The organism is Enterobacter cloacae complex sp. P2B, assembly GCF_014895985.1.
GTDB classification, from domain to species: domain Bacteria; phylum Pseudomonadota; class Gammaproteobacteria; order Enterobacterales; family Enterobacteriaceae; genus Enterobacter; species Enterobacter bugandensis.
This window is the reverse complement of the sequence record NZ_JADBQQ010000011.1, coordinates 33,598-47,866: the sequence shown is the minus strand read 5'-3', so window position 1 is coordinate 47,866 and position 14,269 is coordinate 33,598. Positions and strand designations below refer to the sequence as shown.

General features: G+C 56.6%; 13 protein-coding genes. 4 read left to right on the top strand and 9 right to left on the bottom strand.

The genetic code is table 11. The features are described from left to right. The first annotated feature begins 8 nt into the window (after positions 1–8). Positions 9–1,181, top strand: coding sequence for a benzoate/H(+) symporter BenE family transporter (locus IM313_RS10325; RefSeq protein ID WP_192971058.1), 1,173 nt, complete (start codon positions 9–11; stop codon positions 1,179–1,181). On the opposite strand, the gene IM313_RS10320 is transcribed toward IM313_RS10325, so the two are convergent. Next, entirely contained in the window at positions 1,155–2,027 is an 873-nt protein-coding gene (locus IM313_RS10320; protein WP_192971057.1) for a helix-turn-helix transcriptional regulator, read from the bottom strand. The genes IM313_RS10325 and IM313_RS10320 overlap by 27 nt on opposite strands. 174 nt (positions 2,028–2,201) lie before the next feature. Between IM313_RS10320 and IM313_RS10315 the strand changes: the two genes are divergently transcribed. Next, the gene (locus tag IM313_RS10315) at positions 2,202–3,098 is read left to right on the top strand and encodes a DMT family transporter (RefSeq protein WP_047365193.1); all 897 of its coding nucleotides are present in this window, start codon (positions 2,202–2,204) and stop codon (positions 3,096–3,098) included. A 34-nt stretch (positions 3,099–3,132) separates the two neighbouring features. Here IM313_RS10315 and IM313_RS10310 read toward each other — a convergent pair whose 3' ends face one another. Together IM313_RS10310 and IM313_RS10305 are read right to left on the bottom strand one after the other, a co-directional pair. Next, the gene (locus tag IM313_RS10310; RefSeq protein WP_041910029.1) at positions 3,133–3,807 is read right to left on the bottom strand and encodes a DUF3313 domain-containing protein; all 675 of its coding nucleotides are present in this window, start codon (positions 3,805–3,807) and stop codon (positions 3,133–3,135) included. 134 nt (positions 3,808–3,941) lie between these two features. Next, entirely contained in the window at positions 3,942–5,537 is a 1,596-nt protein-coding gene (locus IM313_RS10305) for an ABC transporter substrate-binding protein (RefSeq protein ID WP_192971193.1), read from the bottom strand. Between the two features lie 111 nt (positions 5,538–5,648). Between IM313_RS10305 and pepT the strand changes: the two genes are divergently transcribed. Next, positions 5,649–6,878 carry a peptidase T gene (gene pepT, locus IM313_RS10300; RefSeq protein WP_192971056.1) on the top strand — a complete coding sequence of 410 codons (1,230 nt, stop codon included), beginning with the start codon at positions 5,649–5,651 and terminating at the stop codon, positions 6,876–6,878. Here pepT and tehB read toward each other — a convergent pair. Then, complete coding sequence (gene tehB, locus IM313_RS10295; protein WP_028013116.1) at positions 6,875–7,468, bottom strand: tellurite resistance methyltransferase TehB; 594 nt, start codon at positions 7,466–7,468, stop codon at positions 6,875–6,877. The genes pepT and tehB overlap by 4 nt on opposite strands. Then, positions 7,468–8,469 carry a dicarboxylate transporter/tellurite-resistance protein TehA gene (gene tehA / locus IM313_RS10290; RefSeq protein ID WP_041910036.1) on the bottom strand — a complete coding sequence of 334 codons (1,002 nt, stop codon included), beginning with the start codon at positions 8,467–8,469 and terminating at the stop codon, positions 7,468–7,470. Before tehA ends, tehB begins: the two co-directional genes overlap by 1 nt. A 122-nt stretch (positions 8,470–8,591) precedes the next feature. On the opposite strand from tehA, the gene ydcK reads away from it, so the two are divergent. Next, positions 8,592–9,572, top strand: coding sequence for a YdcK family protein (gene ydcK, locus IM313_RS10285; RefSeq protein WP_041910038.1), 981 nt, complete (start codon positions 8,592–8,594; stop codon positions 9,570–9,572). Here ydcK and rimL read toward each other — a convergent pair. The 4 genes from rimL to IM313_RS10265 form a co-directional block, all read right to left on the bottom strand. Further along, positions 9,567–10,115, bottom strand: a complete 549-nt coding sequence (gene rimL, locus IM313_RS10280) for a 50S ribosomal protein L7/L12-serine acetyltransferase (RefSeq protein WP_192971055.1) — start codon at positions 10,113–10,115, stop codon at positions 9,567–9,569. The two genes, ydcK and rimL, sit on opposite strands and share 6 nt — an antisense overlap. A 45-nt stretch (positions 10,116–10,160) precedes the next feature. After that, a complete protein-coding gene (locus IM313_RS10275) occupies positions 10,161–11,816 on the bottom strand; it encodes a glucan biosynthesis protein D (protein WP_045260490.1) in 1,656 nt (551 codons plus the stop codon). 242 nt (positions 11,817–12,058) lie between these two features. Then, a complete protein-coding gene (locus tag IM313_RS10270) occupies positions 12,059–12,832 on the bottom strand; it encodes a transporter substrate-binding domain-containing protein (protein ID WP_192971054.1) in 774 nt (257 codons plus the stop codon). Between the two features lie 155 nt (positions 12,833–12,987). Beyond that, the gene (locus IM313_RS10265; protein WP_045630397.1) at positions 12,988–14,157 is read right to left on the bottom strand and encodes a pyridoxal phosphate-dependent aminotransferase; all 1,170 of its coding nucleotides are present in this window, start codon (positions 14,155–14,157) and stop codon (positions 12,988–12,990) included. Positions 14,158–14,269 lie beyond the last annotated feature (112 nt).

The window sequence follows — 14,269 nt, the reverse complement described above, 5'->3', positions numbered from 1 at the left end:
GAGTTTCTATGCGCCCTACCTCTCATCTCGTTCCAGTCGTACTGGCTGGATTTGTCGCCGTTCTGGTCGGTTACGCCAGTTCGGCAGCCATCATCTGGCAGGCCGCCGCGGCGGCAGGCGCCAGCGCGCAGCAGATTGCGGGCTGGATGACCGCGCTGGGGGTTGGGATGGGCGTCAGCACGCTGGCGCTCTCCTGGTGGTATAAAGCTCCGGTGCTGACCGCCTGGTCTACGCCCGGCGCGGCGCTGCTCGCCACCAGCCTGCACGGCGTGAGGCTGGCCGAGACAATCGGCGTGTTTATCTTCGCCAACGCGCTCATTTTACTCTGCGGCATGACCGGGCTTTTCGCCCGCCTGATGAAGCTGATCCCACACTCACTGGCCGCGGCCATGCTGGCAGGCGTACTCCTTCAGTTTGGGCTGCATGCGTTTGCCCATCTGGACGGGCACTTTCTGCTGTGCGGCAGCATGATTGCCGCGTGGCTGCTGGCGAAAGCGCTGGCACCGCGCTATGCGATCGTCATTACGCTGCTGGTGGGCGGGATCGTGGCATGGGCGGGAGGTGACGTTGTCACCGATAAAATCACCATTTCCTTCGTGATACCTGAGTTTATTGCGCCCACGTTCACCTTCACCAGCCTGGTGAGCATCGGCTTGCCCTTCTTCCTGGTGACCATGGCCTCGCAAAATGCGCCCGGTTTCGCGACCATGAAAGCGTCCGGCTATCCGCTGGCGGTCTCACCGCTCATTATTTTTACGGGTGGGCTGGCGCTGCTGCTGTCCCCCTTCGGCGTCTTTTCCATCTGCATAGCCGCCATTACCGCCGCTATCTGTCAAAGCCCGGATGCCCACCCCGATGCCGGTAAACGCTGGCTGGCGGCCATCGCCGCGGGCGGGTTTTATCTGCTGGCGGGAGTGTTCGGCGGATCCATCACCGGGATAATGGCTGCGCTGCCGCTCAGCTGGATCCAGACGCTGGCCGGTCTGGCGCTGCTGGGTACCATCAGCGGGAGTTTATATCAGGCGTTGAATCATGAAGCGGAGCGCGACGCGGCTATCGTCACGTTTCTGATGACCGCAAGCGGCGTTACGATCCTGGGCATCGGCTCGGCATTCTGGGGGCTGGTGCTGGGCGGCGTAAGCTATGCCCTGTTTTCACGCGCTCGCCGCGCGCAGCTGTGACGGCGTGATGCCCATGACGCTGCGAAAACGGTTACTGAAGTGGCTGGCGGAGTTAAACCCGCAGGCCAGCGCGATATCCGTCAGCGGCGTCGAGGTATTCTGCACCAGGTTTTTCGCTTTTTCCATGCGCCGTTGCATGACGTACTGATGCGGCGCCAGCCCCGTCGACTGGCGGAACATGCGGGCAAAATGGTATTCGCTGAGTGCGGCCTGCGCCGCCAGATCGGCCAGCGTCAGGGGCTGTCCGAGGTTTTCTTCAATAAAAGCCAGCACGTTGCGCAGAACAAACGGCGATAGCCCGCCGGTAACGACCGGGAGCTTCCACTGAACGTTGGCGTAGTTTTGCAGCAGGTGGGTCAACAGCAGCGTAGAGGCCGTGCTCAGGGTGAGCTGGTTGGCCTGCTGCTGCCAGTCGCAGCCGAGCAGAAACTGGCGGTAAAGCGCGGTGATTTTCGGGTCGCTGCCAAAAATGCGCTCGTCCAGAGTCAGCGACAGGGGCCGCTTGTCCCAGATTTTTTCGCCCACATCGCGCAGGTGTTCATCGGTGCAGTAGAGATGGACAAACGACAGGTCATCGCGGATGTCCCACGTCGATTCGCTCTCTTTCGGCATCAGACAGAAACGGTCCGGTCCCCCGCCGTTCTTCCAGCCGCCCGGCGTCTTTTGATAGCTCTCGTAACCGTCGGCGACGTACAGACTAAGGGTATGATGATTGCTTTTAACCGTTATCGTATCGTGCTTGTTGTACCACGCCGCCAGCTGAATGCCGGAATTGAGCGCGACCGTTTCCCGCAGGACCGCATTCTGCTGGCGAAGCGTTTCAAAGGTATCGTAAGCGTAAGACATAACCGTTAGCGCGTTATTGTGTGAACGCTCAGTCTAAGAACTGTTGTCCCCCGTTGCCAGCCCCCGGAAAAGAAAAAAGCGCAAGATTTTGCAAGTCTACCGCAAGCCGGTGAAAGCCCCAGAGCGATGACAGCGCCATACTGCGGGCTTCCGTGGTTTGAGAAGAGAAAAAATATGAACGCGTTATTATACGGACTGGTGGTGATCATCTGGGGAACCACCTGGATTGCCATTTTCCTGCAGCAGGGTCCCGTACCCGCCCCCGTCTCTATTTTCTGGCGTTTCGCGGTGGCCAGCGCCACGATGATGGTGGTGTTACTTGCCCTGCGCCGGTTGCGTAAGCTGGCGCTGCGGGATCATCTGTTCTGCATGCTTCAGGGATGCTGCGTCTTCTGCTTTAACTTCTGGTGTTTTTATACCGCGGCGGCACACATCAACACCGGGCTGGAATCGGTGATCTTCTCCATGGCGGTGCTCTACAACGCTATTAACTGTTTTATTTTCTTTGGACAGCGCCCGCCCGCGCGTTTCTGGACGGCGGCGGCGCTGGGTCTTGTGGGGATCGTGACCCTTTTCTGGGACGACCTGCTGGCCAGCGGCTGGAGCGTATCGCTCCTGACGGGCATTGGCCTTTCCGCCCTCGGCACGTACGGCTTCTCGCTGGGCAATATGATCAGCATGCGCCATCAGCGCAGAGGTCTGGAAACCATGACCACCAACGCCTGGGCTATGCTTTACGGCACGCTGGTGATGGGGGGTATTGCGCTCTTCAGAGGCGACAGTTTTACCCCGGAATGGACGGTCACCTACATGGGCGCGCTGCTCTATCTGGCCCTCTTCGGCTCGGTGATTGCCTTTGGCGCCTACTTCACGCTGGTGGGACGTATCGGCCCCGGGAAAGCGGCCTACAGTACGCTGCTCTTCCCGCTGGTGGCGCTCTCTATCTCAACGGTGTATGAAGGCTACGTCTGGCACATCAACGGTATCGTCGGTTTGCTGCTGATTCTGGGCGGGAATATGGTGATGTTCACGAAACCAGAGACCTGGTTCAGGCGCCTGCGTACGGCGTAAAAAAAACGGCCTGCTCAATGCAGGCCGCTTAACGTTATTTCGCTGTTTTATGCACGTCAAACATGGTGGCGTCCGTCGCCATGTCGTCAACAACCTGCTTCAGCGTCGCAAAGGTCATCGGCGTACTTTCGTTATTCAGCTCTTTACCTTCACCTTTACGTACCACCTTCATCACCGGTTTATTGGTGGCCGCGTCGATCAGCTCACCTTCAAAATAGAGATGGGTATCCATGGTGCGATGGCCGGTAGCCATCTGCGTACCTGCTACCACCAGCGCGACCGGCACCACTTCATAGAACTGCAGGCCTTCTTTCTGCGAACTCACCCCGGTGATAGCACCGCGGAAAATCAGGCTGTGTTTACCCGGCGTGGTCACAATCGGCTTACGGGTACCAATAGCCGTTTTCATTTTGTTATTGGTGTAATCCAGCAGCTCATCAAGCGTTCTTTTACCAATCTGAGTGGTTGGTTTTGGCGCTGGATAATAGGTGATCGGCGTCCAGATAATGCTGTCATAGTTGGCTTCGTTATAGGAAGGGTCAACCCAACGCAGCGTTGGTTTACCCGTTGCAGACGTCGTCTGCTGCAAGCCGGAATAATCTTTTAAAAAGCCTGAATATTGTTCTGGAGCCGCGACTTTTGAAGAACAGCCCGCCACTGCCAATAAACCAGTAAGCACTGCAACTTTAAAAAAAGTTTGAGTACGCATGATAGTTTTCCATGTAATCTGCAAGTATGCATTTGAAGTTATAGCAAAAGTTCGGTGGGTTTGTTGTGACAAAAAATGACGTGGGGAGCACAAATTGCGAAAAGAATGCCCGGCAGCGTACCGGGCAGAGAAAATTACTGATTACTATCCACCTGCCAGAACAAATGTTTACCAAACGGATCGATTTCGTAACCTGTCACCTCTTTGCGCACCGGTTCGAAGATCGTTGAATGCGCAATCATGACCGCCGGCATCTGGTCATGCATGATCTGCTGCGCCTCTTTATACAGCGCTACGCGCTTGTCGCGATCGGTGGTTGATTTTGCTTCTGCGATAATTTTATCAAACGGCTTATAGCACCACTTCGCCGAATTCGAACCGCCGTTGGCCGAGGTGCAGGTAAACAGCGGGCCAAAGAAGTTGTCCGGATCGCCGGTGGCCGTCGTCCAGCCCATCAGCGCGGCCTGATGCTCTCCGCCCTTGACGCGTTTCAGGTACTCGCCCCATTCGTAGGTGACAATTTTGGTCTGCACGCCGATTTTCGCCCAGTCCGCCTGAATCATCTCCGCCATGCGTTTCGCATTCGGATTATAGGGCCGCTGGACCGGCATCGCCCATAAATCAATGCTGACGCCGCTGGCAAAACCGGCCTCTTTCAGCAGCGCTTTCGCCTTCTCAGGATCGTAGTCGTAATCCTTAAGTTCGCTGTCGGCACTCCAGACGCCCGGCGGCAGCAGATTCTTCGCCACCGTTCCGGTACCGTGGAACACCGCGTCAATAATGGCCGGTTTGTTGATGGCCATCGCCAGCGCCTGACGGACCTTCACGTTATCCAGCGGCGGCTTCTGCGTGTTGAACGCAAGGAAGCCGGTATTCAGCCCCGCCTTGCTCATCAGGGTGATATCTTTGCTGGCCTTCATGCGCGGCAGATCGGCTGGGTTCGGGAACGGCATGACCTGACACTCGTTCTTTTCAATTTTGGCAAAACGTACGGAGGCATCCGGGGTAATGCTGAACACCAGCCTGTCCAGCTTTGATTTCCCCTGCCAGTAGTCGGCAAACGCCGTAAACAGAATGCGGGAATCCTTCTGATACTGCGCCAGCTTAAACGGCCCGGTGCCAATGGGCTGCATATCCACCTTCTCCGGCGTGCCCGCTTTCAACATTGCATCGGCATACTCCGCGGAGAGGATCGAGGCAAAATACCATGCCAGATCCGCAACAAACGGCGCTTCAGGGTGCGCCAGGGTAAAGCGCACCGTGTGGTCATCGACTTTATCAATAGCGGTAATCAGGCTGCCAAACTCCAGGCTTTCGAAGTTGGAATAGCTGCCGTTTGAGACGTTGTGATAGGGATGGTTCACGTCCTTCTGGCGCATAAACGAGAAGATCACGTCATCGGCGTTAAAATCGCGGGTCGGCGTGAAGAATTTATTGCTCTGAAACTTCACCCCTTTACGCAGATGGAAGGTATAAACCTTGCCGTCGTCGCTCACCTCCCAGCGCTCTGCCAGGCTCGGCACCAGCTCCGTGGTGCCGGGTTTGAAATCGACCAGCCGGTTGTAGACCGGCACTGCGCTGGCATCCACGCTGGTGCCCGAGGTGTATAACTGGGGATTAAAGTTTTCCGGTGACCCTTCGGAGCAATACACCAGCGTTTTCGCGGCTACGGTGGAACTGACCGTGAGCGCAGCGAGTGCCAGCGTTAACGTTGTGCGTTTGCTTGTCATCATTTATTCCTGTCTTTTTAATTCGACGGCTAATTAATTCTTTTGCCATTTCATAAATAACATTAAAGTGAAGTGGCAAACACCCGAAAAATAAATAAGGAAGAAAACACTATGGGCTCGCCGCTTTCCAGACAATTAACGCACCGTTTTTTCCGCTATCTTGCGATTACCAGCCAAAGCGATCCGAAAGTGAAAACTCTGCCCTCGACGCCGGGCCAGCAGGACATGGCGGGAGAGCTGGCACAGGAGCTGACACAGCTGGGGTTAGACGACATCGTGATTGACGAATTCGCGACCGTGACGGCAGTGAAAAAAGGCAACGTGCCCGGCGCGCCGCGCATCGGCTTTATTACCCACATTGATACCGTTGACGTCGGTTTATCACCGAATATTCATCCACAAATATTAACGTTTAATGGTGAAGATCTCTGTCTGAATAAGGAAAAAGACATCTGGCTGCGCGTGAACGAGCACCCGGAAATTCTGGCTTATCCGAATGAGGAGATTATTTTCAGCGACGGTACCAGCGTATTGGGCGCAGACAATAAAGCGGCGGTGACGGTGGTAATGACCGTACTGGAAAACCTCACCGCTGAGCATCAGCATGGCGACATTGTGGTCGCGTTTGTGCCCGACGAAGAGATTGGCCTGAACGGCGCCAAGGCGTTGGATCTGAAACGCTTCGACGTGGACTTTGCCTGGACCATCGACTGCTGTGAGCTGGGAGAAATTGTTTACGAGAATTTTAACGCGGCAGCGGCAGAGATCCACTTCACCGGCGTGACGGCGCACCCGATGTCCGCTAAAGGGGTACTGGTGAACCCGTTATTGATGGCGACCGACTTCATCAGCCATTTCGACCGCCAGCAAACCCCGGAGTGCACCGAGGGCCGCGAGGGCTATATCTGGTTTAACGGCATTCAGGCCGGACAGAACGACGCCGTGCTAAAGGCTAATATTCGCGATTTTGATAAAAACAGCTTTGACGCCCGCAAGCAGCAGATTGCGGACGTCGCCGCGCTGATTGCCGCCCAACACCCGACGGCGAAGGTCGACTATCGCATTGAAGATACCTACAGCAACATCAGCAATGCGATTGGTGAAGACCGGCGCGCCATCGACCTGATGTTTGAGGCGATGGAATCGCTCGGCATCACCCCAAAACCGATCCCTATGCGCGGCGGCACGGACGGTGCGGCGCTGTCGGCAAAAGGGCTACTCACCCCGAACTTCTTCACCGGCGCGCATAATTTCCACTCGAAGTTTGAGTTCCTGCCGCTGTCGTCGTTCGAGGCGTCTTACAAGACTGCCCTGCAGATCTGCCTGCTGGCCGCCCGTTAAGCGGGCTTGCGCGCCAGCATGGTGGCAAAGCGCAGCTTGATGCGGTTGCCGTTTTCATCGGTGCGGTGCAGTTCGCCAACCTCTTCGTTGTATTTGAGCAGCTCCCAGCCTTCGTAGTAGCTGCTCAGCTCACCGCTTTTGAACGCAAACGGGAAGCCGACGGTGCACGGGTAATCCGCCGTGTCCATCGCGGCAACGATCAGGTTGTAGCCGCCGGGTTTGGTGCAGCGCTGCATGTTGGCGATAAGGCCCGGAATGGTTTTCGCCTCCAGGAACATCAGCACCACGGTGGAGAGAATAAAGTCGTACTCGCCGTCAAAGCTCAGGCTGTTAAGATCTTTGACGGCAGTGTGCAGATTCTCAATCCCTTCTGCCGCCTTGATGCGCTCAATGTTATCAACGCTCATCGGGTTTTTATCCCAGGCGGTCACCTCGTGGCCGTTGGCCGCCAGGTAAAGGCTGTTGCGGCCATTTCCGCAGCCCAGATCCAATGTCTTGCCGGGCTTTACGATCCCCGCGCTGTACAGCACCTCTGAATGCGTACGGGTTAAGCCATATTTTTCTGTGAAGTAATTTTCATCGACAGCCATTATTTTTCCTCAGATTGCATAAGCAGTGCCTTATCAGTGCGCACCAGAAGTTTGCCCTGAATCAGCAGAATAAACGTACGGACCAACAGCATCCCAATGATGAGATTGGTAAAGATAAACAGCGGCACGGCAATGGCGTGGAAGAATCCAGACGAACTGCCATGACCCAGATGCAGCCCGGTGGTAGCCAGAGCCGACACGCCAAACGAGAAACTCCAGAAGGAGGCGTTAAACGGCTGAGACACATACCACGGCAGCAGGCGCAGCATAAAGAGCAACTGCAACAGGCCGTAGCCGAACAGCATTTTGGCGAAGGTGTCGGCTTCCCCACCGTTGACGCTAAACCAGGCGCTGCACGCCACCAGCGCGGGCGCCAGCTGAATGCCTAAAGCGGTGCGCTGCGCGGTGGGAAGCTCCCCGGCGCTGCGAAGACGCTGGAGGATCACCGGCTCCAGGCTGAGCCAGGAAAAGACGCCCGCGCCGAGAAAAACGAGCCCTGCATCGTTGAACCCCAGAGCACCGCACGCCATCGCGCTGATGAAATTATTCGCCACCGTCGGCAGATACAATCCGGGCGTGGTGGCCTCCTGCGGGTGCCTGCCTCGCCAGAGCCCGGCGCTTTGCCAGGCGGAATAAGCAAGCTGTAACACCACGCCCACGCCGAAAAGCGCCAGCGATACCGGGCGGAACCAGGGCACAAAACCGATGGCGACCAGCATGGTGGTGGCCGGAAAAAGGCTGACGAAGCTGCTCATTACCGGGTGGCGCATCTCTGCCAGCACGCTGTGCGGGAAACGGATCGCACGGGTAATAAACGCCGTCGTCAGTAAAAACCAGCAGGCAACTGCGAGAGCGACCAGAATCTCACCCGGCCAGCGCGTCACCGGCCACAGGGTGCTGGCGTATCGCCAGGCGAAACCCATGCCGATGATGCCCAGCACCATGCCAAAATAGCCTGCGGGAAGGTTAAGCGCCTGTTCAGGTTTGTTTAATTTATCCATTAATTTGAATTATTAAAATGTATTTTAAATGCCATTTTAAGGGGTTTCAGCAACGGATGCCAGCACAACGGAAAGCCAAAAGTTTGCTACGTTTAGTGAAGACGCATATCAGGGACCCCACGATGAATAAGTATCGGCTCAGCGATGAAACCCGGCTCTGGCAATGGAAAAATGGCGAAACATCCCACTCAACGACGCTGCGGCAGATTATCGCTACGGTGGACTTTAACGATGTGAAGGCCGGCACGAAAGGCGGCTGGATTGACGATGAGCGCGCCCTTGCGCAGGACGGGGACTGCTGGATCTACGATGAAAACAGCGTGGTATTCGCTGGCGCAACCGTGTCCGGCAACGCGCGCCTGACCCTGCCGTGCACCGTCAGCCATGACGCGCATATCGGCGATAACTGCTGGCTTGACGCCGCAGAGGTCAGCCACGGAGCGCGAATAAGTGACAACGTCACTATTCAGCACTCCTGCGTGCGGGGTGAGTGCCATCTCTACGGCGATGCGCGCGTGCTGCACAACAGCGTCATCATTGCCGCTAAAGGCCTCACGCCGGACCACGACCAGATCCTGCAAATTTACGGCAAGGCGACGGTAAGCCGATCGCGCATTGTGCATCAGGCACAAATATACGGCGAGGCGATGGTGAATAACGCGTTTGTTGAGCACCGCGCCGAAGTGTTCGACTGTGCGATCCTCGAAGGTAACGAACTCAACAACGTCTGGGTGTGCGACTGCGCCAAAGTGTACGGCAACGCCCGCGTAATAGCCGGTTTCGACGATGACGCCATCCCTACCGTGCGCTACAGCTCTCAGATTGCCGAGAACGCCGTGGTGGAAGGAAACTGCATCATCAAGCACCACGTCCTGATCGGCGGTCAGGCATGGCTGCGCGGCGGGCCGATCATGCTGGATGATAAAGTGGTGATTCAGGGACGCGCGCGGATCAGCGGCGACGTGCTGATTGAGCATCGGGTAGAAATCACCGACGATGCGGTGATAGAGGCCTTTGCTGGTGAGAGCATTCACCTGCGCGGTGAAAAGGTGATCAACGGCGACCAGCGCATCACCCGCACGCCGCTGCTGGGGGCGCTATAGGGTATAAATTTTGCCGTAGATGTTCACATCGTCATAGGCGCCATTGAGGTATTCCGCTTCCCGCAGGCACCCTTCCAGCGTAAAACCGTTGCGCAGGGCCACGCTGTTGCTGTGCTGATTCGCCACCCGACACTTGATCACAAAACGGCGGATCTCACCGCTCTCAGCGTAGTAGCGCATAAACGCCTGCAGCGACTGCGAGAGGATCCCCTGCCCCTGGTGTGCTTCATCCAGCCAGTAGCCGATATACGCGGCTTTGTTGGCAGGCTCAATCGCATTAAACGACAGTACGCCGACCAGCGCATCCTCCCTGAAGATCAAAAACATTTTGGCGTAGCCGCGCTGGTGCAGCATCTGGTTACTCTGCACGTTGCGTCGGGTATCGTCCTCGCTGCCCACGTGCTGCGCCCATTCAAAGGCGGTTTGCAGATAGGCTCTGTTTTTGACGACGAGGTTATGCAGTTCGGCGGTGTAGCGCTCTTCAACGGCGCGAAGCTCGAGCGCGTCAGATACGGGAATAGTTTCGGATTGTGTTGCGGTCATTGCCCCTCACCCTAACCCTCTCCCACAGGGAGAGGGAATCGATCGTTAACGCATTACCCGGTCATCAACGTAATGACGTTTATCCGGCGCTGGCGGGAAATACTGATACAGCCAGGTTTCGCTGATGGCATCGCCCTGGCAGCGCAGGAACAGGCGCATATCCACCGGCTCCGTCGAATCCGACGTTGGGTACCAGTCAAACAGAATGCGATACCCGTCAAACGGCTCAACGTAAAGGATCTCAACCTGCTTCGCTTCACCGCTGGAGAGCGTAATCACCGGCTCAATGCCTTTTGGCGCAGCGGCCTTCAGGTCGCCGCCGACGAAGTCGATAGCAAAGCGACGGGCCCACACTTTCGGATAGTGTTCGCCCGGCGCCCAGCCCTCCGGGAAGCCGCCCATGCCGGTGCGGGTCGCGTAAACGTTGGCCAGCGGGGAACGCACCGGCGGCTGCGCGCTCCAGTAGAGACGATATTTAAAGTCCAGCTCGTCGCCCGCTTTCACCGGTTTTTCCGGCTGCCAGAAGCAGACCACGTTATCCAGCGTTTCACCGGTGGTTGGGATCTCCATCAGCGCGATAGATCCTTTCCCCCAGTCGTTGCGCGGCTCAACCCACAGGCTCGGGCGCTTGTTATACCAGCCCATCACGTCCTGATAGTGGGAGAAATCGCGATCGAGCTGCAGCAGGCCGAACCCTTTCGGGTTTTTGTCCAGATAGGCATTAAACTGCAGCTTCTGCGGGTTATTGAGCGGACGGCAGATCCACTCCCCGTTGCCGCGCCACATTGCCAGGCGGTCGGAGTCGTGGATTTGCGGGTGAATGGTGTCGCACATGCGGCGTTCGTTGTTGCCGCAACTGAACATGCTGGTCATCGGCGCGATGCCCAGCTGCTTAATGTCCTTACGCGCGTAGAGATGGTTTTCCACCTCCATGATCACCTGGCTCTTCTCGCAGTGGATCACGAATTTATAGGCACCGGTGACGCTCGGGCTGTCCAGCAGCGTATAGACGGTAAAGGTGGTATCGCCAGGCTTGACGGTTTCAAACCAGAAGGAGGTGAAGTCCGGGAACTCTTCCGGGGTGTCGGTAAAGGTATCTACCGCCAGACCGCGCGCGGAAAGCCCGTACTGGTAGGTGTCGTCCACCGCGCGGAAATAGCTCGCCCCGAGGAAAGAGACGATATCGCGGCGCGCCAGCTCAGGCGCTTTAAAGGCGCGGAAGCCCGCAAAGCCGAGATCGCTTTGCCCTTCCAGCTGTTTGGTATCGACACCCGTGTCACCGTAGCTGAACAGCTCAGGGCGGAAGTGGATCTCGCGCGCCATAGAGGTAGACTGGTCCAGCGAGAACATCCGCACACGGCGGCGGAACCCCATTCCCATGTGGAAGAACTGCACGTCCAGCTGACGCCCTTCAATGTTGTTCCACAGAGACTGTTTTTCATCGTAGCGGATGGCGTTATACGCCTGCGGCGTCATGGTCGCCAGCGTCTCCGGCAGCGGACGCGGCGCGCCACCCCACGGGGTTTTCGCCAGGTCATGCGCCATGGATTGCAGTACGGAGAAGTCAAACCGACGGCTCTGACCGTCAGCGATGTCAGAGTCAGCCGCATATGCCGCTTTGGAAAACAGGGAAGCAAGGCCGGAGGTGCCGCTCAGGGCTGCCACAGCCAGCGAGCCTTTTAGAAAACGTCTGCGATTCATGCCTGGAAAAACGTCCTTATGGTCGTGTGAATGTGTTTCGCGCTCGGCGAAATGACGGCAAGAAAGAACGCACAGCCTAAACAAAAATGGTTAAGAATCCAATTGTTGGCCGGTGATTATATGAACAAAGTGAGAAATATTTTCTGTCGACCAGAACGGCCCGAAAGTGGTGTAAAGAAAGCCTGGAAAATGTGTAGAAAAATGCCCCGTCAGGACATCAGCTGACGGGGCCAATGAGGCGGTTATTTTACGCTGACATCGATACCCGGGAAGTACTTATCAGCGAGTTTGGCGATCGTGCCGTCGGCACGTACTTTATCAATGGCGGCATCAAGCTGCTTTTTGGTGGCCTCGTCACCTTTGCGCAACCCAAAGCCGATCCCACTGCCGAGGATTGTGTCGTCAGACACCGGTTTGCCGATGAAGCCAAACCCTTTTCCCTGCGGCTTGCTGAGGAAACCCGCCTGCCCGGCCGCGGACATGACCAGCGAGGCGTCAATGCGGCCATTCAGCAGGTCACCCCAGGCCATATTCTGATCTTTATACGACACCACGGTGACACCCTGCTTTTCCCAGTGCTCTTTGGCATAGGTTTCCTGAATAGACCCCTGCAGCACGCCGATGGTTTTCCCCTTCAGCCCTTCAGGCGTTGCTTCGACCGCCGTACCGGCCTTGCCCACCAGCTGAGACGGAATGCGGTAGATCGGCTGGGTAAAATCGATGCTCTTGCGGCGCTGCTCGGTAATGTTCATCGCCGAGTTGATGGCGTCTAACTTCTTCGCCACCAGCCCCGGGATCAGCGCGTCAAACGAGGTTTCGACCCAGCTGCACTTCAGCGCTGCCGCTTTGCAGATGGCATTTCCCAGCTCAACGTCAAACCCTTCCAGTTCGCCTGCCGCATTACGGCTTTCAAACGGCGGATATTCCGCTTCCAGACCGTAGCGCAGCTCGGTGGCCGCGAAGGAGGAAAAGGTACACAGCAATCCCATGCCGACAACTAACGCGCGTAATTTCATTTCAAACTCCTCAGAGCCTATCCCAGTAGGCGTAATTGTTGAAGACAGTTTGGAACCGGACAGCGCACAGAAACCGGAACGTACATGTAGTACGTGAGGATTTCGAGCACTGCCCGGTGCCAAAATGGCGAATAAAATAGCCTAATGGGATAGGCTCAGCGTGGTTTAACCTGACACAGGGCTTGAGCACCTGCCCGTAACGTCGCCTCATCTTTCGCAAAAGAGAGACGAATCAATTTATTATCCGTGCCGTCGGCATAAAACGCCGACAGCGGAATGGTGGCAACACCGTACTCAACAATCAGCCGCTTCACCAGCTCGCTGTCGCGCTCGTCGCTGAACTGGCTGTAGTCCGCCAGCATAAAGAACGACCCGGCGCTCGGAAGCAGGGTAAACGGCGAATCGGCCAGCAGGCCGTGCAGCAGATCGCGCTTACGCTGGTAAAACGCCGACAGCGACAGCCAGGTTTGCGGATCGGTCATGTGTTCTGCAAACGCGTATTGCATTGGCGTATCGGCAGAGAACATCAAAAATTGATGGACTTTACATATCTCGTCCATTAGCTCTGCGGGTGCCACACAATAACCCACGCGCCAGCCGGTGACGTGATAGGTTTTTCCGAAAGAAGAAATAATCACGCTACGCTCCGCCAGCTGCGGGTGCGTGGCCATCCCGTGGTGCGGTTCACCATCAAACACGACGTGTTCGTACACTTCGTCAGACAAAATAATGATGTCGGTATTGCGCGTCAGCGCCGCCAGCTGCTGCAGGTCATTAGCGGAGAAGACCTGGCCGCTCGGGTTGTGCGGCGTATTGATGATGATCATGCGCGTGCGCGGGGTGATTGCCGCACGGACCTCATCCCAGTTGACGGCAAAATCCGGCACCGTGAGCTTGATGGCGACAGGCGTTGCCCCCTGCAGACGAACAATCGGCGCGTAGCTGTCAAACGACGGCTCAAAGTAGATCACCTCATCGCCAGGGTGCACCAGCCCGCTTATCGCCGAATAGAGCCCTTCGCTGGCGCTGGCGGTGACCAGCACCTCGCTGGCAGGGTTATACTGCGTGCCGTAGAGCGCGGCAATCTTATCGGCGATGCGTTCTTTGAGCGGCTGCAGGCCGGTCATCGACGCATACTGGTTATGCCCTGCCTCCATTGCGCGGGTAACGCCGGCGATCAGCTTCGGGTCGCAGGAAAAATTCGGTGCCCCCTGAGAAAGGTTGATGGCGTTATGCTGGGCCGAAAGCTGGCCGATAACGGTAAAAATGGTGGTCCCCACGTCTGGCAGCTTGGAGCGCGTTTGCACCGGCGTTCGTAAAGTCATCCTCTTTCCCTTCTCATGGATATTGCATAACTATTCAAACAACAACTCCGTTGCCGGGACAATCGAATTGTTGTCATAATAGCCATGAGAAAAATGCATAGCTGAGGTGTTT